The sequence below is a fragment of the Mycobacterium sp. PS03-16 genome (genome assembly GCF_004570325.1).
GTDB lineage: Bacteria > Actinomycetota > Actinomycetes > Mycobacteriales > Mycobacteriaceae > Mycobacterium.
On sequence record NZ_SPQO01000031.1, the window covers coordinates 1 to 25,824 of the forward strand.

General features: G+C 70.2%; 21 protein-coding genes. 10 read left to right on the plus strand and 11 right to left on the minus strand.

Annotation, left to right across the window (positions count from 1 at the left end; all coding sequences use genetic code 11):
* From E4P42_RS21160 to E4P42_RS21190, 7 genes are all read right to left on the minus strand, one after another.
* A partial coding sequence (locus E4P42_RS21160) for a PPE family protein (RefSeq protein ID WP_135128041.1) occupies positions 1–1,062 on the minus strand: 1,062 nt, incomplete at its 3' end.
* Between the two features lies 1 nt (position 1,063).
* Positions 1,064–1,375, minus strand: a complete 312-nt coding sequence (locus E4P42_RS21165) for a PE family protein (protein ID WP_135128042.1) — start codon at positions 1,373–1,375, stop codon at positions 1,064–1,066.
* Complete coding sequence (gene eccCa, locus E4P42_RS21170) at positions 1,375–5,331, minus strand: type VII secretion protein EccCa (protein WP_135128043.1); 3,957 nt, start codon at positions 5,329–5,331, stop codon at positions 1,375–1,377. Before eccCa ends, E4P42_RS21165 begins: the two co-directional genes overlap by 1 nt.
* On the minus strand, positions 5,328–6,866 hold the full coding sequence (gene eccB / locus E4P42_RS21175; protein WP_135128044.1) for a type VII secretion protein EccB: 1,539 nt from the start codon (positions 6,864–6,866) through the stop codon (positions 5,328–5,330). Before eccB ends, eccCa begins: the two co-directional genes overlap by 4 nt.
* Positions 6,863–8,701, minus strand: coding sequence for a type VII secretion AAA-ATPase EccA (gene eccA, locus E4P42_RS21180; RefSeq protein ID WP_209305840.1), 1,839 nt, complete (start codon positions 8,699–8,701; stop codon positions 6,863–6,865). Before eccA ends, eccB begins: the two co-directional genes overlap by 4 nt.
* A gap of 140 nt (positions 8,702–8,841) precedes the next feature.
* Positions 8,842–10,809 (minus strand): SpoIIE family protein phosphatase, encoded by a 1,968-nt coding sequence (locus E4P42_RS21185; RefSeq protein ID WP_135128045.1) that lies wholly within the window; start codon positions 10,807–10,809, stop codon positions 8,842–8,844.
* A 69-nt stretch (positions 10,810–10,878) separates the two neighbouring features.
* On the minus strand, positions 10,879–11,775 hold the full coding sequence (locus tag E4P42_RS21190; RefSeq protein WP_135128046.1) for an oxygenase MpaB family protein: 897 nt from the start codon (positions 11,773–11,775) through the stop codon (positions 10,879–10,881).
* A 74-nt stretch (positions 11,776–11,849) separates the two neighbouring features.
* Between E4P42_RS21190 and E4P42_RS21195 the strand changes: the two genes are divergently transcribed.
* The 8 genes from E4P42_RS21195 (at position 11,850) to E4P42_RS21230 (ending at position 21,145) form a co-directional block, all read left to right on the plus strand.
* A complete protein-coding gene (locus tag E4P42_RS21195) occupies positions 11,850–12,467 on the plus strand; it encodes a TetR/AcrR family transcriptional regulator (RefSeq protein ID WP_135128047.1) in 618 nt (205 codons plus the stop codon).
* A 96-nt stretch (positions 12,468–12,563) separates the two neighbouring features.
* Positions 12,564–13,718, plus strand: a complete 1,155-nt coding sequence (locus tag E4P42_RS21200; RefSeq protein ID WP_167759569.1) for an alpha/beta hydrolase — start codon at positions 12,564–12,566, stop codon at positions 13,716–13,718.
* A 68-nt stretch (positions 13,719–13,786) separates the two neighbouring features.
* The gene (locus E4P42_RS21205; protein ID WP_135128048.1) at positions 13,787–15,979 is read left to right on the plus strand and encodes an acyl-CoA dehydrogenase; all 2,193 of its coding nucleotides are present in this window, start codon (positions 13,787–13,789) and stop codon (positions 15,977–15,979) included.
* Positions 15,980–15,986: 7 nt separating this feature from the next.
* Complete coding sequence (locus E4P42_RS21210) at positions 15,987–16,538, plus strand: TetR/AcrR family transcriptional regulator (protein ID WP_135128049.1); 552 nt, start codon at positions 15,987–15,989, stop codon at positions 16,536–16,538.
* Positions 16,539–16,706: 168 nt separating this feature from the next.
* Positions 16,707–17,483 (plus strand): 3-oxoacyl-ACP reductase family protein, encoded by a 777-nt coding sequence (locus E4P42_RS21215; RefSeq protein ID WP_135128050.1) that lies wholly within the window; start codon positions 16,707–16,709, stop codon positions 17,481–17,483.
* Between the two features lie 81 nt (positions 17,484–17,564).
* On the plus strand, positions 17,565–18,485 hold the full coding sequence (locus tag E4P42_RS21220) for a LysR family transcriptional regulator (RefSeq protein WP_135128051.1): 921 nt from the start codon (positions 17,565–17,567) through the stop codon (positions 18,483–18,485).
* Positions 18,486–18,589: 104 nt separating this feature from the next.
* Complete coding sequence (locus tag E4P42_RS21225; RefSeq protein ID WP_135128052.1) at positions 18,590–20,098, plus strand: APC family permease; 1,509 nt, start codon at positions 18,590–18,592, stop codon at positions 20,096–20,098.
* Between the two features lie 27 nt (positions 20,099–20,125).
* A complete protein-coding gene (locus E4P42_RS21230) occupies positions 20,126–21,145 on the plus strand; it encodes an aminotransferase class IV (RefSeq protein WP_135128053.1) in 1,020 nt (339 codons plus the stop codon).
* Positions 21,146–21,147: 2 nt separating this feature from the next.
* Here the strand turns inward: E4P42_RS21230 and E4P42_RS21235 are convergent, their stop codons facing one another.
* The gene (locus tag E4P42_RS21235; protein ID WP_135128054.1) at positions 21,148–21,603 is read right to left on the minus strand and encodes a DUF6098 family protein; all 456 of its coding nucleotides are present in this window, start codon (positions 21,601–21,603) and stop codon (positions 21,148–21,150) included.
* Between the two features lie 162 nt (positions 21,604–21,765).
* On the opposite strand from E4P42_RS21235, the gene E4P42_RS21240 reads away from it, so the two are divergent.
* The gene (locus tag E4P42_RS21240) at positions 21,766–21,984 is read left to right on the plus strand and encodes an acyl carrier protein (protein ID WP_135128055.1); all 219 of its coding nucleotides are present in this window, start codon (positions 21,766–21,768) and stop codon (positions 21,982–21,984) included.
* Between the two features lie 12 nt (positions 21,985–21,996).
* Here the strand turns inward: E4P42_RS21240 and E4P42_RS21245 are convergent, their stop codons facing one another.
* A complete protein-coding gene (locus tag E4P42_RS21245; protein WP_135128056.1) occupies positions 21,997–22,908 on the minus strand; it encodes an ADP-ribosylglycohydrolase family protein in 912 nt (303 codons plus the stop codon).
* 42 nt (positions 22,909–22,950) lie between these two features.
* Here E4P42_RS21245 and E4P42_RS21250 point away from each other — a divergent pair, with 42 nt between their 5' ends.
* Entirely contained in the window at positions 22,951–23,259 is a 309-nt protein-coding gene (locus E4P42_RS21250) for a hypothetical protein (RefSeq protein WP_135128057.1), read from the plus strand.
* Here the strand turns inward: E4P42_RS21250 and E4P42_RS21255 are convergent.
* Both E4P42_RS21255 and fadD2 read right to left on the minus strand, forming a co-directional pair.
* Positions 23,256–24,035 carry an SDR family NAD(P)-dependent oxidoreductase gene (locus tag E4P42_RS21255; RefSeq protein WP_135128058.1) on the minus strand — a complete coding sequence of 260 codons (780 nt, stop codon included), beginning with the start codon at positions 24,033–24,035 and terminating at the stop codon, positions 23,256–23,258. The genes E4P42_RS21250 and E4P42_RS21255 overlap by 4 nt on opposite strands.
* A gap of 44 nt (positions 24,036–24,079) precedes the next feature.
* On the minus strand, positions 24,080–25,795 hold the full coding sequence (fadD2, locus tag E4P42_RS21260) for a long-chain-fatty-acid--CoA ligase FadD2 (protein WP_135128059.1): 1,716 nt from the start codon (positions 25,793–25,795) through the stop codon (positions 24,080–24,082).
* Between the last annotated feature and the right edge of the window lie 29 nt (positions 25,796–25,824).

A 25,824-nucleotide genomic window follows, 5' to 3' on the forward strand; every position in this document is an offset into this window, starting at 1 on the left:
GGCGGGGGCCGGAGCGGCCGGTGCGCCGGGCGCGGGCACACCGGCCACCGGGAACACCGGCTGATCGGCGCGGGCCGCGGGCGCCGGCGCGGAGGCGGGTGCGTCGGCCGTGGTTTCGGCGGGTGCGGGCGGCGGCACCTGGGTGAGCAGGTACTGCGCGACGCCACCGATGATGCCGAGCGTCAGCGCGAGCAGCGGCTGGATGAGCAGCTGCGGATACGTCAGCGCGGCCCCCACCCACGAGAACGCCTGGTAGGCAACGGCGAACAGGAACGGCCCCCAGGTCTGCAAGGCCGCCGCGGGGTTGGTGAGGAAGTCGCGGATGAGCTGAATCGAGTTACCGATCGGGTCCTGGAAGAAGTTGAGGATCGGTTCGAACAACTGGTTGACGTAATCGGTGTAGAGCCCCAACAGGTCGGAGATGATGTCCGAAATGTTCAGTGCTGAACCGGATTCGGTCGCCGTGGCCTGCGCCCCGGTCTGCTGGGCGGTGGCCATCGCCGCCCCCGCCTCGCCGACGCCGGGGGCGAGGAGGAACGGCGCGGGCGCGGTGGTCGGCGTGGCCGCCAGCGACGCCCCGGCCACGGCCTGGTAGGTGCTCATGCTGGAGGCGGCCTGGATCCACATCCGCACGTAGTCGGCTTCGTTGATCGCGATCGGGATCGTATTGATGCCCAAGAAGTTCGTGGCCAACAGCACCGCGTGGGTGGCGTGGTTGGCGGCCAGTTCGCCGAGGGTGGGCATCATCGCCAGCGCCGCGGTGTACGCGGCGGCGGCCGTCTCGTGCTGGGCCGCCGCGGCCGCGCTGTTCGCGCTCGCCTGGGCCAGCCACGCCAGGTACGGCGTGTGGGCGGCGACGTACTGTTCGGCGCTGGGCCCCTCCCACGACCCGGCCTGCACCGCGCCGAGGATCGAGGTCAGTTCCGCGGCCGCCGCGGCGTATTCGGTGCTCAGCGACTGCCACGCCCCCGCGGCGGCCAGCAGCGACCCGGGGCCGGGGCCGCTGGACAGCAGCGCCGAGTGCACCTCGGGTGGCAGGGCCATCCAGATGGGGGCGGTCACGTCAACCGCCGCGTGCGATCAGGTAGCTCGACGCCGCCAGCGCATCACCGCCGGCGTAGCTGGCACCCGACTGGGCCACCCCGGCCCCGGAGCGGCCGAGTTCGGTGACGCCCTGCGCGGCGACGGCCCCGTGCCTGCTGCCGTGGGCGCTGAAGCCGGTGGCGGTCTGCAGCGACACCGCGTCGGCGGCAGGCGGGAGCACCGCACTCACCAGCGGCGCGGCGGCGGCGTGGGCCGCGGCCAACCGGGCGGTCAGGGACTCGACGGCGGCGCCGGCCGCGGTCAGTCCTTCGGGAACGACGCGCAGGGTCATCAGCGGTGGTCCTTTCCGTTCATGCTGTTCGAGGCGGCCACCTCGGCCACAAGGGGGTTGATCAACTGGACGAAGGTGGGCGTGTCGCTGTCGCCGAGCAACATCGCGCGGCCGGCGGGCAGCCTGCTGAACCGGTGCCCGCGCAGTTTGCCGCTGTCCTGCGGGTTGCCCGACAGCATGAGCATAGTGGCCTGCAGGTCGTTGAGGCGCCGCAGCAGCGGAGCGGTCATCACCGCATGCGCCGATCCGGTAGCTCGGGCCGTGACGATGACCCGCAGGCCCAGGTCAGCGGCCTGGGACAGCAAACCGATCAGCGGGGTGAACGGCCGCTGGCCCACGAACGGCCCGCTGACCGCGGGCGCGTCGGGGATCTGGTCGACGTCGTCGATGATCAGGTAGTGCGTGTGGCCCTCATAGGTCCAGCCACGCAACTGCTCGGGGGTCAGCCCGGCCGGCGGGCGCCGCTTCTCGATCAGCGCGGACAGCCCGAGCATCGCCGGGGTGATGCGGTCGATGTTCGGGGTGTACTCGTTGTCGGCGAACAGCGGTTCGTCGACGAGTTGCAGCCGGCGGTCGATGACGGTGAACGCCACCCGGTCCGGGGTGGAGTGGTCGCGGATGGTGCGGATGAGGTGACGCAGCAGCGTGGTCTTGCCGGACCGGCTGTCGCCGAACACCATCAGCAGTGGGTTGTCCGCGAAGTCGAGGGCGACGGGTGCGAGGTCCTGTTCGCGCTGGCCGATGACCACCCGCTCGGGCGCCGGATACAGCGGCCCGACGGCGGCCGGCGACAGGTCGTGCGGCAGCAGCCGCACCGGCGGCGCCGTCTGGCCCGGGAAGCGGGCGTTGATCGCGTCGATCAGCTCGAGCGCCGGGGTGGCGAAGAGGAAGTGTTCGGCGGCCATGGTCAATCCGCGGCCCGGCTGGTCGGCGGGCACGCTGTCGGCGGGGCGGCGCAGCCCACCGGTGATCCGCACGTTGCTGTCGTGGGAGTCGTGCAGTTTGAGTTCCAGGCGCAGACCCAGCCCGTCGCGCATGTTCAGCGGCACCTCGAGCCAGTTCGGGGTGGTGACGACGACGTGGATGCCGTAGGCCAGGCCGGTGTTGACCAGCTCGGTGACCTTGGCCAGCAACGGATTACGGGTGTTGAAGGTGTCGGTGTTGTCGCGGCTGAACGCGTACAGGTTGTCGATCACCAGGAACACCTCGCCGTACCCGTCATCGCGGGCGGTCGCGCCGCGGGCCCGCCGGGCGGTCAGCAGCTGTTCCAGTTCGGCGAAGGTGCGCCGGATCCGTTCGGGTTCGAGCGGGGTGGCGACGCTGCCCACGTGCGCGAGGTCGGCCAGTGGGGCGAGCTTGCCGCCCCCGTAGTCCAGGCAGTAGAACGTCACGTCGCGCGGGGAGTGCAGCGCCGCGGCCGACAGCATGAAGGTCTGCAGCGCCGTCGATTTGCCGGACTTCGGCCCGCCGTGGATGACCATGTTGGCCGCCGCCGACGTGGCGTCGAACACCAGCGGATCGCGCCGCATCTGGAACGGCCGGTCGATCTCTCCCAGCGGCCAGCGCCACTGCCGGGCCGGCACCGCAGACCGCTGCAGCGTGTCGATGAGCGCGATGGGTTCGTCGAGCGGCGGCAGCCACAGCGTCGGCGCCTTCGGCCCGTACTGGGCCAACTGGTCGCCGATCGTGGCGATCAGCTTGCGCGGCGGCGCCGCTTGAAACTCGTCCTGCGCGGCGGGGATGACGGTGTCCGGTTCGGGTTCGACCCGGGCGGCGGTGAACGGCTGCGCCTGCGGCAGCGCGCGCACCACGATCGACCGCTCCACCCGCGGCGGTTCGTAGATGCCGTCGACGTAGGTACTGCGGAACTTGATCGGCACCGCGCCCGGCGCCGGCACCAGGAAGCCCTCGCCCTTGTGCTCGCGGCCCGACGCGATGTGGTAGGCGTCCTCGACGCCGATGATCTGCCGGGAGATGCTGGGGCTGGCCACTTTCAGACCGATGCGGTAGGAGGTGTTCTTGTCGATGTCCTTGATCTTGCCGACGTCGAGGGTCTGTGACGCGAACAAGATGTGGATGCGGAACGAGCGGCCCTTGCGCGCGACGTAGTCGAACAGGTCGGCGTATTCGGGGTGGTCGGCGAGCATCAGCGTGAACTCGTCGGCGACGACGAACAGCGTCGGAAGCGGCGGCAGGTCTGCGGCAGCGCCGGCCCCGGAAGTGCGGGCCGCCTCGTACTCGGTGACCGAGTTGAACGCGCTGCCCTGCACCCGGCGTCCGGTGTCCTTGAGCAGCTGTTCGCGGCGGGCCACCTCGCCGCGCAGCGTGTCGGCGAAGCGGTCGGCCAGCGACTTCTTCTCGGCCATGTTCGAGATGACCGCGACCACCTGCGGGAAGTTGCGGAAGATGTCGGCGCCGGCCTCGCCCTTGAAGTCGGCGTAGATGACGATCAGCCGCTCGGCGGAATGGGTGGTCAACAGCGACAACAGGATCGACATCAGCGTCTGCGACTTGCCCGATCCGGTCATCCCGATCATCAGCCCGTGCGGGCCCATGCCGCCCTCGGCCTCGTCCTTGAGGTCGAAGTACAGCGGCTCACCGGTCGCGGTGACCCCGATCGGCACGCGCAGTTCGTCATCGCGGCGGCGCGGCGCCCACAGCGCGGCCACGTCGAGCGCCGAGGCGTCGGGGATGTCGAGCAGCGTGGTGAACGTCGATCCGCCGGTGGTGGTCGACCGGGCGTGAGCGGGGTTGGAGTCCCACCGCGCCAGCCGCCGCGCCAGGTGGCGGGCGTCGGCCACACCGAGCGTGTCGGCCGTGTCGACATAGGGCTGCCACCCACCGGACTGCCAGCGTTCGATCCGCCCGTCGGCCACCCGCAGGATGGGCCGTTCGGGATCCGAATACTGTTCGCGGTGCGGCGCCGTCGCGCTGCGCACCAGCACCGTCACCCCGGCCAGGCCCGGCCGGCGGATCAGGTCCTCGACGTCGGCGTCCGGGTCGTCGACGATCACCAGCAGGTGGCGCAGCGCACCCGCATCACCGCCGAAGGCACCGCGGTCGGCCAGCGCGGACGCGAGCAGGCCGCGCAGTTCGGCGACGCTGCCTGCCATGTACCGGGCCGGTCCCACACCGTCGGCCTGACCGGGAATGTCGGTGTGCGGCAGCCATTTCAGCCACGACCAGTCGTCGCCCTCCAGATCAGGGGTGGCCAGCGCCACACCCAGCACGCTGGGGTCGTGCCACGTCACGGCCTGGGCGATCCACGCCCGCAGCGCGCCCCGCACCTCGTCGGGCTCACCGAAGACGGTGATCCGCGAAACCTTGGCGACGCCGATGCCCGCCGGGGCGTCGCGGACGGTGCGCTGCACGTCGAGCAACCCGCGCAACGCGGTGTGCGACACCGGTTCCAGGTCGATCTCGTCGGCGGTGTCCTTGACCCGCAGCGTGGCGTCCAGCGGGGTGTCGTGCAGCCCGGCGCGCAGCACCAGGAAGTCGGCGTCGCGCGGGTCGCGCTCCCACTGCCTGCGGGTGCCCGGGATGGTGGCCAGCACGTCGGGCGCGGGGTGCGACCACTCCAGCGCGGCGCGCTGTTCGGCGGCGTGGGCGCGCACGTTGTCGCGGACCACCGACAGGTAGCGCAGGTAGTCGGCGCGTTCGGCGTCGACCTCCTCGGTGCGCATCTTGTTGTCGGTGCCGCGGTAGAGCGCGGTGGCGGCCAGCAGCAGCACGAACGGGAAGAACAGCGTCGTCGGCGAGATGAGCCGCATGCCGGTGGCGACCAGCGCCACGATCATCCCGACGATGAGCAGCACGATGAGGTAGGGCAGCACGCGGCGCAGGAGCGACGGCGGCACCAACCGCGGCAGCTCCGGCGGCGGTTCGATGGTGATCGTGCCCCTGCGGGTCGCCGGCGGCGGCACCCGGCGGTGTGCCTCGAAGATCAGCCGGCTCATCGGTTCTCCAGTCGGGCGGGTTCGGGGTCGGAGGGCAGGGTGTCGTGCGCGAGCAGCGCGTCGTCGCGCGACAGCGTCGGCCCGGGCGCGAACTGTGCGAGCACCGACCACGGCACGGGCACCGGCGGACCGGCCAGGCCCAGAGCGGACACCGTCTGATCGTTCTGGCCCGGATCGATGCCGTAGCGCACACCGGTGTCGCCGACCCAGAACAGCGACCCCGCGGTCGGCGAGCCCGGTTCCTGACCGACCGCCTGCACGAAGTACCCGGTGCCCGGGGCCATGGCCACGCGGTCGGCCGTGGTGCCGTTGCCCGCGCCGACCAGGCCGAGGGTGCGCATGCCGTCCGGCAGCGGCAGCGCCGCACCCGAGAGCACGCCCAACGAACTCTGCTCCGCGTCAACGGGTTTGGCCCATCGCACGCAGGTGACCGGGGCGGCGGCCGCGTCGGCCAGGGTCACCGGGTCGGCCGGGTAGGCCGCGGTGTCCAGCGTGGTCGCCACCGGCAGTTGCGCGACCTGGTCGGCGGCCAGGCGCGGCGGTTGGTTGAGGCCGTAGGAGTTGGTGTTGCGCAGGATCGCGGCCAGCACCGGCGGCACCGGCTGCAGTCCGTCGGCCAGCACCGCGTAGTAACGGATGGTGTTGTCGGCCTCGAAGGCCGAGACGACGGCGCCGACCGGTGCGGTCACCGGCAGCCCGAAACGCGGCGGTGTCCCGGCGTCCGGAATCGGTGGGGCGGTCAGCGCCGGCGCCTCCGGGATGGCGTTGAACAGCCCCGCGGCGATGGGCCGCGGCGTCGCACCGGTCGCGCCGAAGCCCAGGGCGTCGGTTACGGCTCGGTTGTTCAGATCGACGGGGCTGCGGCGGCCGTCCCACAGCAGCCAGGTGCCGGACTCGTTGGCGACCAGCACCGCCGCGTCGTCGGCCAGCGGCTCGGCCCGTTCACCGCCGTCGGCCACCGGGCCGGCCAGCACCGTCACGCCCGGGTTGGCGCCGGAGGCGGCATCGCAGACGGTCCACTCGGCGTCGCGGGATTCGTTCTGCACCATCCGTTCCGGGGCGCCGGGGATACCGACGAGGTTGCCGCGGGGGAACTGGTCGATCTCACTGGTCTTGACCGTGGTCGGGTTGTCGGGCCGGCCGGCGATCAGGCGCGCCGAGGTCAGGTTGAGCACGGGATGCAGTTGCTCGCCGATCCGCACGTACAGCGCGGCGGTGGACCGGTCGGCGAGCACCGCGTCGTTCCCGGCCACCCCCGAGGGGCGGATGAGCGAGAAGACGAAGCAGCCCGCCAGCCCCGTGACGAGGATCAGCGCGCCGACCAGCACCGCCCGGGTCTGGGTGCGCAGGGGGTCGACGAGCATGCGGGTGTCGTGCAGCGCGACGCCGGAGGCGATGCGGCGCATCATGAATCGCCAACCGGACACCTGGTGGCGGGTGACGAATCCGCGCCGGTAGGGGGCGCGTTCGGGATTGTCGTTGACCGGGGTGCGGGAGGTGAAGGACCGCCGGTCCTCGGGGCCGGGGGCGGTCATGCCTGCACCGGAGCAGACAGGCCGAGGCCCCGCAGCAGCGGTTCTGCCGACCGGCGCACGTCGTCGACGGTGATGGTCATCAGTTCCTCGTCGGTGAAGTCGTCGGCATCCGAATGGTCCAGGCGGTACTCCCGCTCCTCCTCGGACCGCTCGACGAGGTTACGGACGAATCGGCCGTTACCGGCGATGTCGAGGCTTCGGCGGTCCACACCGTTGGCGTCGGGGCTCGACGACGCGGCCAGCTGGGCGAACAGCTTCTCCATGTCGTCGTGCGCCGCGGATTCGAAGATGCTGTCCCGCTTCTCGGCCATCCGCACGGCCATCTCGACCAGTTCGGCCGGCGAGTAGGACGGGAAGTCGATGCTGCGGGTGAACCGCGACCGCAGCCCCTCGTTGGCGTCGAGGAACATGTCGAGATCCTTGCGGTACCCGGCGATGATGACCACCAGCCGGTCGCGGTCGTTCTCCATGCGCGCGAGCAGCGTGTCGATGGCGACCAGGCCGAAGTCGTTCTTCGCCCCGGTCGACACCAGCGCGTAGGCCTCGTCGAGGAACAGCACGCCGTCGAGCGCGGCGTCGATGATCGCGTTGGTCTTGGCCTCGGTCTCACCGATGTGCTGGCCGATCAGATCGGCGCGGTGCACCTCGCGGACGGTCTCCTTGCGCAGCAGGCCCAGACCGCAGTAGATCTTCGCCACGACGCGGGCGATGGTGGTCTTACCGGTGCCGGGCGGCCCGGCGAACACCAGGTGGTTGGTGCGCTGCGCGACGGCCAGTCCGCGCTCCTGGCGGCGGATCGCCATGGCCACCGAGCTCTTCAGCCTGGCCACCTGGTACTTGACCTCTTCGAGGCCGATGAACTCGGCGAGTTCGGCCTCGGCCTCGACCAGCAGGTGTGCCTTGCGGTCCTGCGCGCCCGGGTCGACGAACTCGGCCTCGGTGGGCTCGGTCTCGGGATCCCACGGGTTGCTGCGCGCCTCGATGCGGGCGGCGGTGGTGGTCACCAGCCCGAAGGTGGTGTCGATGAGCGCGGCCTCGATCTGGCCGTTCTCCGGGTTGGCGGCGTAGAGCTCCTGCAGCACCTCGGCCGCGTCCTGCTCCTCACCCTGGGCCCGCAGGGTGAGCCCCTTGGCCAGCCCGCCGTCGACCGCGGCCACGGCGACCGGACCGGCCGGCTCCTCCAGGTAGGACATCGCCGGGGCGAACATGCCCAGGCGCGCCAGCGCGATGCCCAGCGTGATCCGCGCGGCGTGCGCGTAGGCCGGGTCCAGCGTGGTGTCGTTGACCACCGGGGTGAGCAGGCGCACGACGTCTGACCAGCGTTCGGCGCGGTAGTGGATCGCCACCCGCACCCAGCGCGCCTCCCGGCTCCCCGGCCGGCGCTCGATCAGCTCGGCGATCAGCGCGTCGGCGTCGGCGTACGCGCCGGTGTCGCCCAGCGCGGCCGCGTAGGCGAGTTGGAAGTCGTCCGGGTCGGCGGCCCGGAACTGCAGATACAGCCCGGTGTCGTAGTGGAAGCCCAGTGCGCCCGGGGCCATCTCGACGTGGCGTTGCAGCAAACCGGCGGTGGACCGGGTGCGCCAGACCGCTTCGATGACTCTCGGGGTGGCCTCGCCGGCGGCGGCCAGCCCCGTCCACGCGTCGCAGTGATCGTGCGCGATGTGCGTCAGCGCGGTGAAACCGGTGCGGGCGGCGGGCAGGTCGGCGGGGCGCTGCCGGTCGTTGACCGTCAGCCCGAGGGCACGGCAGCAGGTGGCGAACCGGCTGACCACGTCGCGGTCGACCCGGGTGGGCGCACCGCTGGGCGCCGCGAGCGTGTCACTTGGCATCTGCATCGATCGGTACGCGCGGGAGCGCAAAGCCCCCACTTCTCCCCTTAAGTATGGCTAGGCTAACTTTCGGTGAAGTTAGCATTGCATAAGCTAACTGTCGAGATGCACGGTGGCCCGGGCCGTGGTGACCCCGCTCACGGCGGTCACTCGTCGGCGGTGATCGGCAGATTCACCAGGGTCAGCACACGGTGCGCGGCACTTCCGGGCCGCGCCAGCAGCGTGCACTCGGTGTGGTTCTGCGCCGCCCGGTCCAGCGCGTCGGCGAGCACGCCGAGCGCGGTGGAGCCCAGATGGGTGACGTCCTGCAGGTCGATGCGCACCGGGCGGGTGCCCGCGCGGCTCACCGCGGCGATCGTGGTGGCCACCCGGTCGGCGTCCACCGTGCCGACGTCACCGCACAGCGCGATGCCGCCCACGTCGTCGACGTCCATGGCGAAGGCGAATTCGGCCGCCGTGGGTCGCCGGGGAAAGACCCGGTGCTGGTCGGTGACGATGCGCGCGGGGCGCTCCAGGCGGTGAGTGGCGGTGGCCACGGTGCCGCGGTCGTCGTGGACGACGCTGGTGTGGGTCACCAGCGCCTCGGCCATCCGCAGTCCGCGTCCGCGATTGCGCGGGCGGCGGCCGCGTTCCTGCCAACGGCCCCGGTCGGTGACGGTGATCCGCACATGACCGTCCCCGTCGAGCACACCGTCGACGGTCAGCGTCCCGGAGGAGCCGTCGGCGTAGGCGTGTTCGGCGCTGTTGTCGACGTATTCGGAGACGGCGTGCTCGACGAGCACCACGTCGGCGTCATCGGCGCCGAGTGCGGCCAGCCACTCGCGCAACGCGGCGCGCACGGCGGCCCCGGCGTGCGGGTCGGCGGGCAGCTCGAGCGCGAGCTTCGCCGGCGCGGCGCGGTGCTGCGCGGCCAGCAGCGTCACGTCGTCGCCGTAGCCGGTTTCGCGCAACAGCAGCTCGATCGTCTGCCCGCACAGGCGCTCGACCGGCCGCAGACCGTCGAGCGGCAATCCGCCGCCGGCCAGAATGCCGGCGGCCAGGCGAGCGAATTCGGCCGAGCTGGAGGACAATTCACGCCCCGGTCGCTCGATGATGCCGTCGCTGTAGAGCAGGATCACGTCGCCGGGGTCGACACGCTCGGTCCTGGCGTGCCACGCCGAATCCCGGCCCAGCGGAGCGTCGCCGGAGGCGGGCAGGAACTGTGGCTGCCCCGCGGCCGTGATCCGCAGCGGTGGCGGATGCCCGGCCGTGCAGTACTCGAACGTGCCGGCCTCCGCGTCGAGGCGCCCGACACACAGCGTGGCGTATCGCCCGCCGGGGACGTGGCCGGAGAAGGCGTCGACGTCGCGCAGGGTCTCGCTGATCTCGCGCCCGGAGAGCACCGCCATCCGCACCGCGGCGCGCAGCTGAGCCATCGCGGCGGCGGCCTCGATGCCGTGCCCGACGACGTCGCCGACCACCAGCACGACGCCACCCGGGACCGGGATCGCGTCGAACCAGTCCCCGCCCGCCGCGGTGTCCTCGGTGGCGACCAGGTACTCGGCGGCGATGTCGACGCCGGGTAACACCGGCACGGCGGCGGCGAGCAGCGCCTTCTGCATGACCTGGGCGGAATTGCGAAGGGCCACATATCGATCGGACAGTTCGGCCGCGCGGGCCTCCTCGGCCAGCCGAGCCTGAACCCGCTCGGTGACGTTGGTGACGGTCACGTGCAGGCCGATGACGGTTCCTTCGGCGTCACGACGCGGGGCGATGACCATGTCGAAGTAGCGTTCCTGCAGCACCCCGTCACCGTCGATGTCGGCGTGCACCCGCCATTCGGAGGCGGTCAGCGGCTCGCCGGTCTCATACACCCGGTCGAAGGCCTCGAACATGGCCTGGCCCTCGACCTCCGGCGCGAGGTCGCGCAGCGAGGCGCCCATCGCGGCCAGCTTCGGATATTCGGCACGGTAGGCGGCGTTGGCCGCGACGTAGGTGTGCCGAGGGCCTTCGAATGCGCACACCATCACCGGGACCTCGTCGAAGACGCGCCGGACGGTGTCGCGGTCCCCGACCAGTCGGTCCCAGTCACGTTCGTCGGAGGGGGCGCCGGACTGCGGCGACGGTGCGCTCATGTGGTGACCACAGTAGGCGTGATTACCCGCTGCGAGTCGCGATCAACCCGGGCCGCCGACGTCGGCGTGTCAGATCAGCGGACGCCCGGTGCGGATGCGCCGGTCGAGGTCGTGGAGCAGCACGTTGAAGGGGAATTGGCGGACGACCCGCGGCATCAGGTTGTTGGCGGTGCGCAGCACCGACATCACCCGGTCGAAGCGGCGCTGGCGCTCGGCGTCCCACGGCAGCCGCATTTCCTCGCGGAACCGCTGCGGCAGGAAGCCGGAGGTGATCAGCAGATTGAAGTCCTCGAGGCGCCGCTGCACGCGGGCGGGCAGTCGCACCCCGCGGATGCGTGACACCGCGATCGGATAGAGGTACTCGCGGACCGCGTCGTCGATGTGGACCTGGTCGAGTGACTCCTGCCAGTACCTGTCGAAGGCGGCGCGGTCGGCGGGCCACATCTCCGGCGGCACCTGCAGTGTGGTGCCCAGCGACATGCTGTCGCGGTAGTGCTCGTCGGCGGCCTGCTCGTCCATCTCGCCGATGAAGATGCGGTGGATGTCGACACCGCCCTTGTAGAGACAGGCCGCCACCCACAGCTGCAGGTCCTTATCGAACGCGTGGTAGCGCACCGGGCTCTCGTCGGTGGAGTAGACCTGCGCGTGGGCCTTGTTCACCGCCCGCCGGAACGCGGCCTTCTGCGCGTCACTCCCCCGAGTGGCGACCGCCAGATATGTGAACGTGGTGCGGGCACGCTTGATCGGGTGCAGATCGACGCGACCGCTCTCCACCCGGCTCTCCATCACGCCGTACCCGACACCGGGGCGGGCCAGCTGCATGATCACGTTCGCCGGTCCGGCCAGCAGCGCGACGCCCATGAGTCCGTCGTCCGCGGTGGCCCCGCGCCGGCCGGCCGCACGGGTGGCGGGCGCAGCGTCGCTCATCGGGCGCTCGACGTGCGGGATCGGTTCGCTGAGCGTCATGGCCACCCCTCAAAAGTGAGAACGAATGTTTCCTGATGTTCCCTCGGGGCGCTCACGGGTGTCAAGATGGGGTGATGGGACAGGTCCGCCCGTATCGGGGGGTGGAGGCGCCCGAGCGCCTCGCCCAGCGCCGCATGCGCTTCCTCGAGGCGGGTCTGGACCTGCTCGGGTCGGCCGAGCCCGACCTGTCCGAGGTGACGGTGCGGGCCGTGTGCCGGCGGGCCGGAGTCGCGGTGCGGTACTTCTACGAGGGCTTCACCGATAAGGACGACTTCGTCGCGGCAGTCTTCGACTGGGTCATCGGCCGGATCGCCGCCACCGCGCAGGCCGCCGCGGCCGGTGCGCCGCCGCGCGAGCAGAACCGCGCGGTCATCACCGACATCGTCCGCACCGTCTCCGACGATCCGCGGGTGGGCCGGCTGCTGTTCAGTGCGCAGCTGTCCAACACCGTGGTGGTGCGCAAACGGACCGAGTCCGGCGCGCTGTTCGCGATGCTGTCCGGCCAGCACGCCAGTGCCGCGCTGCGCCGGGCCGAGAACGACCGGATCACGGCGGCGGCCCACTTCGTCGTCGGCGGGGTGAGCCAGACCCTCAGCGCGTGGCTCGCCGGCGGCGTCGCGCTGCGACCCGAGGAGCTGGTCGACCAGCTGACCGCCATGATCGACCAGCTGGCCGACCCGCGGCTGTACTGACCGAGGCGCCCAAGTGGCCCACGTCGCGCCTGTCCGGGAACTAACATCGGAGTCAGTTCGGGTTCAGCCCACGCCCGGACACCACGGGGGCCGAACATGACCAGGAACGTGTCACCGGCGCAGCGACCGACGCAGACGCCCGGCGTGACAAGGGAGTTCGTCGGCCTGGACTCACCGACCGCGCTGCGCGCGGCGTCCGGTGGCCATCCCTGTCAGGGCATCTACTACCGCGGGGTCGGCCGCAGGCCCAAGGTGGCGATGATCGCCGCCCACTACCAGATCGACTTCTCCGAGCACTACCTGGCCGACTACATGGCCACCCGCGGCATCGGGTTCCTGGGCTGGAACACCCGGTTCCGCGGCTTCGAGACCAGCTTCCTGCTCGACCACGCGCTCGTCGACATCGGCGTGGGCGTCCGGTGGCTGCGCGAGGTCCAGAACATCGAAACGATTGTGTTGCTGGGTAATTCGGGTGGCGGCTCGCTGATGGCGGCCTACCAGGCGCAGGCCTGCCACCACCACGTCACCCCGATGGAGGGGATGCGCCCGGCCGCGGGCCTGAACGATCTGCTCGCGGTCGACGGGTACGTCGCATCCGCCGCACACCCCGGCAGGCCCGACGTGATGACGGCCTGGATGGACGGTTCGGTGGTCGACGAATTCGACCCTGTGCCAACCGATCCGGAGTTGGACCCGTTCGACGAACGCCACGGGCCGCCGTACCCGCCGGAGTTCGTCGAGCGGTACCGCGCGGCCCAGGTGGCGCGCAACCACGCGATCACCGACTGGGTCGAGGCGGAGTACGCCCGGGTGCGCGCCGCGGGGTATGCCGACCGGCCGTTCGCGGTCCTGCGCACGTGGGCCGATCTGCGGATGATGGACGCCACCATCGATCCCTCCAAACGGCCGGTGAACACCTGCTACCTCGGTCAGCCCGCCGTGGCCAACCGCTCCGCGCACGGCATGGCCTCGGCCACCACGCTGCGCAACTGGCTCGGTATGTGGAGCCTGCGCCACGCCCAGACCCGGGCCGAACCGCACCTGGCCCGCATCGAGTGCCCGGCACTGGTCATCACCGCCGAACAGGACGCCGGGGTGTACCCGTCGGATGCCCGGCGGATTCTCGATGCGCTGGCCGGCGCGGACAAGACCTTCAGCGCCATCGACACCGACCACTACTTCACCACGCCCGGCGCGCGCAGCGAACAGGCCGACACCATCGCGAAGTGGATCGCCAAACGGTGGCGCTGAGATTCGCCGCGGGCGCCGACAGGTAGCCTTGCCCCAACCGACCGGTTAATAGGGAAGGCAACGAAGCTATGCCCATCGCGATCACCGAAGAGCACAACGACCTGGCCGATTCGGTGCGGTCCCTGGTGGCGCGGGTGGCGCCGTCGGAGGTGCTGCACGAGGCGTTGGAGAACCCCGTTCCCAACCCGCCGCCGTACTGGAAGGCCGCGGCCGAGCAGGGGTTGATGGGGGTTCACCTGCCCGAATCGGTCGGCGGACAGGGTTTCGGCATCCTCGAGCTGGCGATCACCCTGGCCGAATTCGGCTACGGCGCGGTACCCGGACCGTTCGTGCCGTCGGCGATCGCCAGCGCGCTGATCGCCGCCCACGATCCCGAGGAGAAGCTGCTGGGTGGGCTGGCCTCGGGTGAGGTGATCGCGGCCTACGCCATCGACTCCAGCCTGACCGCCACCCGCCACGGTGACGGCCTGGTCATCCGGGGTGAGGTGCGGGCGGTGCCTGCGGCCGCGCAGGCCTCGGTGCTGGTGCTGCCGGTGGCGATCGAAAGCGGTGACGAATGGGTGGTGCTCGACGCCGATGCGCTCGAGATCGAACCGGTACGCAGCGTCGACCCGCTGCGGCCGGTGGCCCACGTCCGCGCCAACGCGGTCGAGGTCGGCGACGACCGCGTGCTGAAGAACCTGACCCCCGCACTGGCCCGCGCGCTGATCACCACGCTGCTCTCGGCGGAGGCGATCGGCGTCGCCCGGTGGGCCACCGACACCGCGTCGGCCTACGCCAAGATCCGCGAACAGTTCGGCAGGCCCATCGGTCAGTTCCAAGCCATCAAGCACAAGTGCGCCGACATGATCGCCCAGACCGAGCGCGCGACCGCCGCGGTGTGGGACGCGGCCCGCGCACTCGACGATGTCCGCGAAGATGCGTCGGCGGATACACATCTCGAGTTCGCCGCCGCCGTCGCCGCCACGCTGGCCCCGGCCGCCGGGCAGCACTGTGTGCAGGAGTGCATCCAGGTGCACGGCGGCATCGGGTTCACCTGGGAGCACGACACCAACGTCTACTACCGGCGCGCGCTGGTGCTGGCCGCCGCCTTCGGGCGCACGTCGGATTACCCCCAGCAGGTGGTGGACACCGCGACCACCACCGGCATGCGGCCGATCGACATCGACCTCGACCCGGACACCGAGAAGCTGCGCTCCGAGATCCGCGCCGAGGTGGCCGCGCTCAAGGAGATGCCCCGCGAGGAGCGCACGGTCGCGATCGCCGAGGGCGGCTGGGTGCAGCCGCACCTGCCCGCCCCGTGGGGCCGTGCGGCCACGCCGATCGAGCAGATCATCATCGCCCAGGAGTTCGCGAGCGGCCGGGTCAAGCGGCCGCAGATGGGCATCGCGGCGTGGCTGATCCCGTCGATCGTCGCGTTCGGCACCGACGAGCAGAAGCAGCGCTTCCTGCCGCCGACGTTCCGCGGCGAGATGATCTGGTGCCAGCTGTTCTCCGAACCGGGCGCCGGGTCCGACCTGGCCAGCCTCACCACCAAGGCCACCAAGGTCGACGGCGGCTGGCGGATCACCGGCCAGAAGATCTGGACCACCGGCGCGCAGTACTCACAGTGGGGTGCGCTGCTGGCGCGCACGGATCCGTCCGCCCCGAAGCACAACGGCATCACCTACTTCCTGCTCGACATGAACAGCGAAGGCGTCGAGGTCAAACCGCTGCGCGAGCTCACCGGCAACGCGATGTTCAACACGGTGTTCATCGACGACGTGTTCGTGCCCGACGAGCTGGTGCTCGGTGAGGTCAACCGCGGCTGGGAGGTCAGCCGCAACACGCTGACCAACGAGCGGGTGTCGATCGGCAGCAGCGAGCCGCCGTTCCTGGCCACCCTCGACGGCTTCGTCGAGTTCATCCGCGACGGCCACTTCGACCAGATCGGGCAGAACAAGGCCGGGCACCTCATCGCCGAGGGCCACGCCGCCAAGCTGCTCAACCTGCGCTCGACGCTGCTGACGCTGGCCGGCGGCGACGCGATGCCGTCAGCCGCGATCTCCAAGCTGCTGTCGATGAAGACCGGCCAGGGCTACGCGGAGTTCGCGGTGTCGTCGTTCGGCACCGATGCGGTGATCGGTGAACCCGGCTCGCCGGAGTTCACGTGGGTGGAGTATCTGCTGGGCAGCCGCGCCACCACGATCTACGGCGGCACCTCGGAGGTGCAGCTCAACATCATCGCCGAACGCCTGCTCGGCCTGCCCCGCGACCCGTAAGCGGCCGATGGCGAGACCCCCGAAGTTCGACCGCGAGGAAGCGCTGCACCGCGCCATGCTCCTGTTCTGGGAGCGTGGGTTCGACCGCACGTCGATCAGCGACCTCACCGAGGCGATGGGGATCTCGCCGCCCAGCCTGTACGCCGCCTTCGGCGACAAGCAGGCGCTGTTCGATGCTGCCGTCGACCTGTACGAGCAGTCGGCCGTGGTGCCGCCCGCCCTCGAGGCGGCCACGGCGCGGGAGGTCTTCGAACAGATCCTGGACCGGGCCGTCACGCTCTACACCGAGCCCACACATCCGCCGGGATGCCTGGTGATCAGCGAGCCGACGCTCGGGGCGCGCCGGGGTACCGGAGGCGAGGCGTTGATCGAGCGGCTGCGCCGGGCGCAACGCGACGGCGACCTACCCGACGACGCCGATCCGACCGCGCTGGCGGACTACGTCGACCTCGTGCTGCGGGGCCTGTCGGGCAAAGCGCGCGACGGCGCCGGTCGCGAGCAGTTGCGGGCCGTCGCCGACGTCGCCTTGCTCGCCTGGCCGGAGGCACCGAGGCCGTAGCGCCTCCTCGGGCGCCGCGATGCGTCGAGTTCTGCACCAGGGTCGTCGCGGCGGAGGCGAAGCGACCCTCAGGTAGAACTCGACGCCTCAACCGCCGATTCTGCCGAGCGGGAATTCTGTAGTGACCGTTAAAGTTGGGCGAAGGGTAGCCCCCGGAAAGGAACCCTGATGACCCTCACCTTCGAATCACCCCGCCCGACGGCCCTTCCCCTCGCCGGTCGACGCGCCCTCGTCACCGGTGGATCGCGCGGAATCGGCGCGGGAATCGTGCGCCGCCTCGCCGCCGACGGCGCCGACGTGGCGTTCACCTACAACTCCTCCCCGGAGGCCGCCGAGAAGCTCGTCGCCGAACTGTCGACGACCGGTTCGACGGTGATCGCCATACAGGCCGACAGCGCCGACGTCGACGCGGTGCGCTCCGCCGTCGCCCACACGGCCGAAAAGCTCGGCGGCCTCGACATTCTGGTCAACAACGCGGGCATCGCCCATCTCGCACCGCTCGAGTCCTTCACCCTCGACGACTTCGACCGACTGGTGGCCGTCAATGTGCGCGCCGTGTTCGCCGCCATTCAGGCCGCCACGGGGCACATGGTGGACGGCGGGCGGATCATCACCATCGGCAGCGTCAACGGCGACCGCGTACCGGTGGCCGCCGGCCTCGCCGTTTACGCCATGACCAAGGCCGCGGTCGCCGGGCTGACCCGTGGCCTCGCGCGTGAGCTCGGCCCGCGGCAGATCACGATCAACAACCTCGCCGTCGGCCCCACCGCGACCGACATGAACCCCGACGCGGGCGAGTTCGCCGACCTCAACCGCGCGCAGACCGCCCTCGGCCGCTACGGCGACACGTCCGACATCGCCAGCGTGGTCGCCTATCTGAGCCTTCCCGAGGCGGGCTGGGTCACCGGCGCCACGTGGTCCGTCGACGGCGGGTACACCGTCTGACCGACGCCGTTCCGCATCGCCGACACTCCGGTTGGTGACGCGCTCCTCGGCGTGTCGCGTCACCGACCGTAGTTTCGGCGCATGAGCGCCGAGGTCACGCTGCGCCAGCTGCGCTACTTCGCCGTGCTGGGCGAAGAGCTCAACTACCGGCGCGCCGCCGAACGGCTGTTCATCACCCAGCCCGCGCTGTCCACCGCGATCAAACAGCTCGAGCACGCCTTCGGGGTGCAGCTGTTCACCCGCAGCACCAGAGAGGTCGCGCTGACCGACCTCGGCGCCGCATGGCTGCCGCAGGTGCAGCAGGCCGTCGGCGGGGTCGACGCGGTGGTCGACAACCTGGTCATGCTCTCGGGCACCCGACAGGGGGTGCTGCGCGTGGGCTATCTGATCGGCACCGGGGCCGATCTGCTGTTCCGGATGGTGCGCCACTTCGAGGCCGCCTACCCCGACGTCACCGTGGAGCCGATCGAATACGACTTCGCCGATCCGACCGCGGGCCTGGCCGACGGCAGCACCGAGGTGGCCATCATCCGCCCACCGGTCGACCTGCCCGACCACCGCACGCTGATCCTCGACTCGGAATCGTGGGTGGCGTGCCTGCCGCGCGATCACCGGTTGGCCGGCCGGGCCGAGGTGCAGATCGCCGAACTGCTCGACGATCCGATCGTGTGCGCCCCGCTGACCGCGGGCACCTGGCGCGACTACTGGCTCGCGATGGACGTGCGCGGCACCCGCCCGCCCACCATCGCGGCCGTCGCGGCGACCTACGAAGCCGAGACCACGGCGATCGCACGGGGTCTGGGCATCAGCTTCACGACGTCGTCGGTCGCCCGGTTCTACGACCGGCCCGGCATCGTTTACGTGCCGATAACAGACCGGCCGCCGAGTTACACCGCGTTGGCGTGGCACCCGCAGAAGCTCTCCCCGCAAGCGGATGCCCTGGTCAGGCACGTCGCGGCGCGGTGGAGCTTCGGCGAGACGACGACCGACACACTCGATTGATAACCGCCAGTTATGAATAGATCAAAACCTTGAACTTCCGGTGCCCGGCCGGTGACGTTTTGCTGTCTTCAGCTGTTCATCCGCTGCTGTGACCTGGAGTGATCATGACCGATGCGCTGGCCCCACCGCCCTCCCCCACTCATTCACCGTCGCCGCTGGGCGATGAGGACGCCAAACTCGCCGAACTCGGCTACACCCAGAAGCTCGACCGATCGGTCGGCACGCTGGCGTCGTTCGCGATCGGCTTCGCCACCATCAGCGCGACCACCGCGGTATTCACCGGCTTCGGCGCCGGCTACTTCACCGCGGGCGCGCCGTTCGTGTGGACGCTGCTGCTGGCCGGCGCGGTCTTCGCGCTGTGGACGTTCATCGCCGCCGACCTGACCGCCAAGCTCCCGCTGGCCGGTTACAGCTACCAGTGGATCAGCCGCATCAACGGGCCGAACCTGGCGTGGTTCACCGGCTTCATCGCGCTGATGGGCTGGGTGTGCGGGATGACCGGTGTCGGGTTCATCCTGTCCGGCTACCTCGGCGGGCTGTTCGGCTGGAGCCTGACCCAGAGCACGCAGATCCTGCTCGCCATCGGGGTGGTGTTCGTCTGCGTGCTGATCAACATCTACGGCGTCCGGTTCGCCACGATGGTCAACAACATCGGAGTCAGCCTGGAGTTGGTCATCACGGTCGGCGCCACCGCGCTCATCGCGGTCATCGCGTTCTCCGCGCCGGAGAACCATCAGCCGATCTCGGTGCTGTTCACCGGCGGCGAGTCCGGCGACAAGGACTCCTATCTGCTGGCCTGGCTGGCCGCCGCGCTCGGTCCGTTCTTCGGCCTGATCGGGGTGGAGTCCGGCGCCGACGTCGCCGAGGAGACCAAGAACGCCCGCCGCGTCGTGCCGAAGACGATGTTCTACGCGCTGGTCACCTCGATCGTCATCGAACTGCTAATGTACATCGTCTACGTGCTGGCGATCCGCGATGCCGCTGCGGTGGAGGCGAATTCGGCCGCACCGATCGAGGAGATCATCACCCAGCAGGCCGGCCCGGTGGTCACCAAGATCGTGGTCGCGATCGCGCTGACCAACATCCTGGCGTGCCTGCTGGCCAACATCCTGGTGGCCACGCGGCTCACGTACTCGATGGCCCGCGACAACATGCTGCCGTTCTCGCACGTATGGCGGCACGTCTCGCCGAAGAGCAAGGCGCCGACGTACGCGGTGCTGGGCCTGGGCTGCCTGTCGACGGCACTGCTGCTCTCGGCGCTGGTCAACGAGAAGGCGTTCAACTACATCATCGGCATCGCGTCGCTGCTGTTCTTCTTCGTCTACATCCTGCAGACCATCGGCCTGCTGGTCGGCTACCGCAGGGGCACGATCCCGCGCGGCGAGCCCGGCACGTTCGACCTCGGCCGCTTCCGGTTGCCGTTGTACGTCACCGCGCTGGTGGTGTTCCTCGGCGTGGCCGTGGCCCTGCTGTTCCTGCCGCAGTTCACCACCAACAAGTGGGTCTTCGGAGGCATCGTCGTGCTCGCCGGGATCTGGTGGGCCACCGGGCTGAAGTCGCGGCTGGCCCGCGGCGACGCCGGCGCCGACTACGCCAAGACCCACGGCATCTGACCGCTCACGATCAGTAAGGACATCACCATGACCGCAATCCACGACGCAGGCACCTCCAACCTCGTCGCCGTCGAACCGGGCGCCATCCGCGAGAACACCCCGCCGGGTTCGGTGATCCAGTACAGCGATTACGAACTCGACACCTCCAGCCCGTTCGCCGGCGGTGTGGCCTGGATCGAAGGCGAATACCTGCCCGCCGAGGAGGCCAAGATCTCGATCTTCGACACCGGCTTCGGGCACTCCGACCTGACCTACACCGTCGCACATGTGTGGCACGGCAACATCTTCCGGCTCGGGGACCACCTGGACCGCCTGCTCGACGGGGCCCGCAAGTTGCGACTCGATCCGGGCATGACCAAGGAGGAGCTCGCCGACATCACCAAACGCTGCGTCGCGATGTCGCAGCTGCGCGAGTCGTTCGTCAACCTGACCGTGACGCGCGGCTATGGAAAACGCAAGGGCGAGAAGGACTTGAGCAAGCTCACCCATCAGGTCTACATCTACGCGATCCCCTACCTGTGGGCGTTCCCGCCCGCCGAGCAGATCTTCGGCACCACCGCGGTGGTGCCGCGCCACGTCCGCCGCGCCGGCCGCAACACCGTCGACCCGACCATCAAGAACTACCAGTGGGGCGACCTGACCGCGGCGAGCTTCGAGGCCAAGGATCGCGGCGCGCGCACCGCGATCCTGCTCGACGCCGACAACTGCGTCGCGGAGGGCCCGGGATTCAACGTCTGCATCGTCAAGGACGGCAAGCTGGCGTCGCCGTCGCGGAACGCCCTGCCGGGCATCACCCGCAAGACCGTGTTCGAGATCGCCGACGCCATGGGCATCGAGGCGACCCTGCGTGACGTCACCAGCCACGAGCTCTACGACGCCGACGAACTCATGGCGGTCACCACCGCGGGCGGGGTCACGCCGATCAACACCCTCGACGGTGAGCCGATCGGCGACGGCACACCCGGGCCGATGACGGTCGCCATCCGCGACCGGTTCTGGGCGCTGATGGACGAGCCCGGCCCGCTCGTCGAGGCCATCGAGTACTGACGTCAGGCGCCAGGCCGGGTACCCGTCGTGGAGTCCCGGCCGACCCGGAAGCGATTCCGGTAGCACGCGGCCGCCTCGGCGAGCGTTCGCTCGCCGAGGCGCGCGATCGGGCGAACCTCGGTGACCAGCGGTTCATGATCAGGGCCGCGCCCGACGATGCGGCCGGTGAGCAGCCAGGGGAACCGGCCCGGTTCGTGGAGCTGGGCGTACTGCCGGATGCGCCGGGCGATCCAGTCCCGCGCCGGACGCGGCCACCACGATTCGGGCGCGACCGCGCTGACCGACAGCCCGGGCATCACCACGTCGGCCTCGTAGTCACAACTGGCCGAGTCGTGCCGGTCGGTCTCCGGCCCCTCCGAGTACCGCAGATAGACGTCGGGCTGGCCGACCACCAGGTCGGTCAGCTCGTCGAGCGAATCGATCACCGGCAGCGGTTCGGGAGCAGGCTGCATGGTCATCGCGTCGCGCCTCCGAAGTGATCGAGATCCGTTGTCGCCGCTGATGTTCGCACCTCGGCGCGGGCCGCTTACCCGGGTGGGGCGGGATCAAACCGGCCGGTTTGCATCCGTCGTCGCCGGGTAGTACGGCCGCATCCACCAAATCGAACGCGAGGAGGAGCCATGGCCACCGGTGAAACCGGATTCGATGACGTGACCTTCGATCTGATCTCAGTGCAGTACCACTCGTTAAAGGCCGGACACGATTACGGGCAGTACGTCCGCGACGCGAAGAACGCGGGCCTGGACGACATCGCCTCGTTCTTCGAACAGGTGATGTCGGAGGATTCCGCGCGCGCCAAGCGCTGCCACGAATTCCTGCAGAAGATGCACTCGTCGTAACCGGCGAGGCGGTCAGCCGCGCAGCGCCGCCAGCGCGTCGGCGGCGGCGTCGAGGGCCGCCGCGTCGGGCATCCGCACCCGCGCCAGCCACGGGATGTCGGGGGTCCGCGATTCGCGGCCGCCGAGGATGCCGCCGGCGATCGCGGCGACGGTGTCGGTGTCCCCGCCCAGCGACACCGCATAGCGCAACGCGTCGGCGACGCCGGCGCGTGAGTCGGCGGCGTGGCGTATCACCGTGATCACCCCGGCCAGCGTCTCGGCGGCGTCCAGCTGCACGCCGGAACGGCGGGGACGCCAGGCGCCGTCGAGGGCCCGGCGCGCCGGACCCACTGCACCGGCACCGAATTCCGCCTCCGCCCAGCCTGTTTCGACGGCGGCCGCGTCGAGCAGCACGGCTGCCGATCCACCGTCGACGGCCGCCGACGCCATCGTTGCGGCGACGCAGGCGGCAGCGATGGCCGGCGCCGCACCGTGGGTGGTACGCGACAGGCCCGCGGTGACGGTGCGCCGCAGATCGTCGTCGGCGACCGCCCAGCCGATCGGTAGCGCCCGCATCGCCGCGCCGTTCGTGTCGCCGGACTCCGCGTGCACCGCGCCGGTGTCCCGGAACCGGGCCACGGCGGCGTGGGTACTCGGCCCGACGCCGCGGATGCCCGGCACCGCGGCCGCCAGCCGGGACAGGAAATCGTGTTCGTCGACGACGGCACCGCGGTCGGCCAGGTAGTCGACCACCAGCAGGGTGAGCGCGGTGTCGTCGGAGGTGGCACCCCGCGGCCAGCCGCCCCGGCGGGGCACCTCGTCGATACCGGCGTAGTCGATCTCGTCGGCGGTGCAGCCCTCCCACGGCACCCCCGCGGCGTCCCCGGCGGCGTAGGCGACCAGGCCCGACCGGATCCGCGCTCGTGTGACGTCCACGTCTCCCATTGCACCCGGTTTCACCCGGACGCGCCGGGGAAACTCGTCGCCATGACCAACGATGTCGAAAAGCGGTGGAATGATCCGCCCACGTTTCGGGCGGCGGTCACCTACGTGTTGGCGGTGGTCGCCGTGGCGGCGGTCGCGTTCGCGTTCTACGCATTCCCCGGCGATCATCCGCTGATCCCCGCGGTGCTGGTGCCGGTGATCCTGTTCGTCGGCGGGGTCGGCGCGTTCGTCCGCACCTATCAGGCGTGGAAGACCGAGGCGACGTGGCCCATCTGGCAGGGCGCCGGGTGGTTCCTGCTGGCGCTGTCCCTGATGTGCCTAGCGGTGCCGGGGTCGGCGATGCTGGATTAGGGGACGATCGAGTCGACGTAGCCGCCGTCGGCCCGCACCGCCGCGCCCGTGGTCGCCGACGCCAGCGGGGACGCCAGGTAGGTAACCATGTTGGCGATCTCCTCGGGCTCGATCAGGCGCTGCAGCAGCGACTGCGGGCGGTGGGCGCGCATGAACTCCCGCTGCGCCTCATCCCACGGCAGGGAGCTGTCGACGAGTTGGTAGACGAAGTCCTCCACGCCCGCGGTGTGCGTCGGGCCGGCGATCACCGAGTTCACCGTGACGCCGGTGCCGGCCGCGTCCTTGGCGAACCCGCGCGACAACGCCAGCAGCGCGGTCTTGGAGACGCCGTAGTGGATCATCTCCTCGGGGATGACGATCGCCGAGTCGCTGGCGATCTGGATGATCCGGCCCCAGCCGCGCTCGGTCATCCCGGGCAGGTAGTGGCGGATGAGCCGCGCCGAGGCCAGCACGTTGACGTCGAAGTACGTCCGCCACTGCTCGTCGGTGATCTCGCGGGCGGGCACCGCGCCGAAGATGCCGAGGTTGTTGACCAGGATGTCGACGTCCGGCAGCGCGGCGAGCAGCTCGGCCACGCCATCCTCGGTGGTCATGTCCACGGCGACGCCGAACGCGTCACCGTCGATCCGTCCGACGGCGTCGTCGACGCGCTCGGCGTTGCGGCCGTTCACCGCGACGCGGGCGCCGGCGGCCACCAACCCCTGGGCGATGGCGAATCCGATGCCCTGCGTGGAGCCGGTGACGAGTGCGGTCTTACCAGTGAGGTCGATGTTCACGCACTGCTACGACGACACCGGGGTGCCCGGTTATTCCGCTGAGGTCATTCCGGTGAGGCCTTGGTGCCGGCCGCCTTCTTCTCGTCGACGTCCATCTCGCGCAGCTCGCGCTTGAGGATCTTGCCCGTGGGATTACGGGGCAGTTCGTCGATGAAGACCACCTCGCGCGGCACCTTGTAGCGGGCCAGGTGCTCCTTGACGTAGAGCTTGATCGCGTCCTCGTCGATCGAGGCGCCGTCGGCCTTGACGACGAACGCGCGCAGCCGGTGGCCCCACTCCTTGTCCTCGACGCCCAGCGCGGTGGCCTCGACCACCTCGGGGTGGCCGCTGATGAGGTCCTCGACCTCCGCGGGGAACACGTTCTCGCCGCCGGAGACGATCATCTCGTCGTCGCGGCCGGACACGTAGAGCAGGCCGTGCTCGTCGAAGTAGCCGACGTCGCCCGAGGACATCAGCCCGTCGATGATCTGCTTGCCGCCACCGCCGGTGTACCCCTCGAACGGGAAGGTGTTACCGACGAAGATGCGGCCCACCTCGCCGCGCGGCACCTCCTTGCCGTTCTCGTCGTAGAGCTTGACCCGCACACCCTTGACGACCGGACCGACCGTCGCCGGGTTCTTCTGCAGATCCTGCGGCCGGGCGATGCTGGCGAACGCGATCTCGGTGGACCCGTACAGGTTGTAGATCACCGGGCCGATGTCCTTCATCGCCCGCTGCGCCAGCTCCGCGCCCAGCTGCGATCCGGAGACGAACACGATGCGCAGCGAGGACAGGTCCGGCTTGGTGTCCATGCCCTCGATGTAGTCGAGGATGCGCGAGAGCATCACCGGCACCACGATCATCGCGGTGGCCTTGTGCTTCTCGATGTCGGCCACCACGGTGGCCGGCTTGAAGCGGCGGCGCAGCACCAACGTGGAGCCCAGCATCATGCCGATGGTCGCGTGCAGGTAGCCCAGCGCGTGGAACATCGGCGCAGGCAGCAACGTGATCTCCCCCGACCGGAACGGCACGTGCGACAGCACCCCGCCGATCGGCGCCAGCGACATCGGCGACTTGCGGTTGGCGCCCTTGGGCGTGCCGGTGGTGCCGCTGGTCAGGATGATGATCGACGAGTGCTTGGTGACCTTGGGCGCGGGCTTCTTACTGCTGCGCCCGACGATCTCCTCGAGCGTCTCGGCGTCGCTCTCGGACGGCTTGTCGTTGTCCGGGTTGACGCCCAGCGCGCGCAGAAAGCCGAGTTCGGGCTTCGCCTGTGAGACAGCCTTGGTGTATTCGTCGTCGTGGATGATCAGCTTGGCGCCCTCGCGTTCGGACACCTCTTTGATCTGCGGGCCGGAGAACTCGCTGTTGAGCAGGATGATGCGGGCGCCGGTGCGGGCCGCGCCGTAGACCGAGACCAGGAACCAGCGGTGGTTGCGGGCCAGGATCGCCACGCCGTCGCCGCCCTTGACGCCCTTCTCCAGCAGCGCGTTGGCCACCGCGTGGGCGGCTTCGTCGAGCTCCCGGTAGGTCATCTCGCCGAAGTCGTCGATCACCGCGAGGCGGTCGGGGGTGCGGCGGGCGTTGAGTGCGGGAATCATGCCGAACTCACCCCACCGGCGCATGTCGGCGACGAATGCCGCGATGTGCTGTGGCGGTTCGAGTTGCAGCGCGCCGGCCTCGAACATTTTGCGGGCGTAGTGCAGTTCGGCCGATCCGCGGTCGAGATACTGCTTGGCCTTGGCAGCTGCCTGCAACGGAAGATCAGTGAGCTTCGGCATGCGCCCACCTTATGTGACCCATGTCGCAA

Bases quoted from the DNA above. Each gene is read 5' to 3' on its own strand.
- E4P42_RS21205 (WP_135128048.1), top strand. From the start codon at position 13,787: ATGCCCATCGCGATCACCGAAGAGCACAACGACCTGGCCGATTCGGTG.
- E4P42_RS21240 (WP_135128055.1), top strand. From the start codon at position 21,766: ATGGCCACCGGTGAAACCGGATTCGATGACGTGACCTTCGATCTGATC.
- E4P42_RS21220 (WP_135128051.1), top strand. From the start codon at position 17,565: ATGAGCGCCGAGGTCACGCTGCGCCAGCTGCGCTACTTCGCCGTGCTG.
- eccCa (WP_135128043.1), bottom strand. From the start codon at position 5,331: ATGAGCCGGCTGATCTTCGAGGCACACCGCCGGGTGCCGCCGCCGGCG.
- eccA (WP_209305840.1), bottom strand. From the start codon at position 8,701: ATGCAGATGCCAAGTGACACGCTCGCGGCGCCCAGCGGTGCGCCCACC.
- E4P42_RS21230 (WP_135128053.1), top strand. From the start codon at position 20,126: ATGACCGCAATCCACGACGCAGGCACCTCCAACCTCGTCGCCGTCGAA.
- E4P42_RS21195 (WP_135128047.1), top strand. From the start codon at position 11,850: ATGGGACAGGTCCGCCCGTATCGGGGGGTGGAGGCGCCCGAGCGCCTC.
- E4P42_RS21210 (WP_135128049.1), top strand. From the start codon at position 15,987: ATGGCGAGACCCCCGAAGTTCGACCGCGAGGAAGCGCTGCACCGCGCC.
- eccB (WP_135128044.1), bottom strand. From the start codon at position 6,866: ATGACCGCCCCCGGCCCCGAGGACCGGCGGTCCTTCACCTCCCGCACC.
- fadD2 (WP_135128059.1), bottom strand. From the start codon at position 25,795: ATGCCGAAGCTCACTGATCTTCCGTTGCAGGCAGCTGCCAAGGCCAAG.
- E4P42_RS21185 (WP_135128045.1), bottom strand. From the start codon at position 10,809: ATGAGCGCACCGTCGCCGCAGTCCGGCGCCCCCTCCGACGAACGTGAC.
- E4P42_RS21225 (WP_135128052.1), top strand. From the start codon at position 18,590: ATGACCGATGCGCTGGCCCCACCGCCCTCCCCCACTCATTCACCGTCG.
- E4P42_RS21250 (WP_135128057.1), top strand. From the start codon at position 22,951: ATGACCAACGATGTCGAAAAGCGGTGGAATGATCCGCCCACGTTTCGG.
- E4P42_RS21200 (WP_167759569.1), top strand. From the start codon at position 12,564: ATGACCAGGAACGTGTCACCGGCGCAGCGACCGACGCAGACGCCCGGC.
- E4P42_RS21245 (WP_135128056.1), bottom strand. From the start codon at position 22,908: ATGGGAGACGTGGACGTCACACGAGCGCGGATCCGGTCGGGCCTGGTC.
- E4P42_RS21215 (WP_135128050.1), top strand. From the start codon at position 16,707: ATGACCCTCACCTTCGAATCACCCCGCCCGACGGCCCTTCCCCTCGCC.
- E4P42_RS21165 (WP_135128042.1), bottom strand. From the start codon at position 1,375: ATGACCCTGCGCGTCGTTCCCGAAGGACTGACCGCGGCCGGCGCCGCC.
- E4P42_RS21190 (WP_135128046.1), bottom strand. From the start codon at position 11,775: ATGACGCTCAGCGAACCGATCCCGCACGTCGAGCGCCCGATGAGCGAC.
- E4P42_RS21235 (WP_135128054.1), bottom strand. From the start codon at position 21,603: ATGACCATGCAGCCTGCTCCCGAACCGCTGCCGGTGATCGATTCGCTC.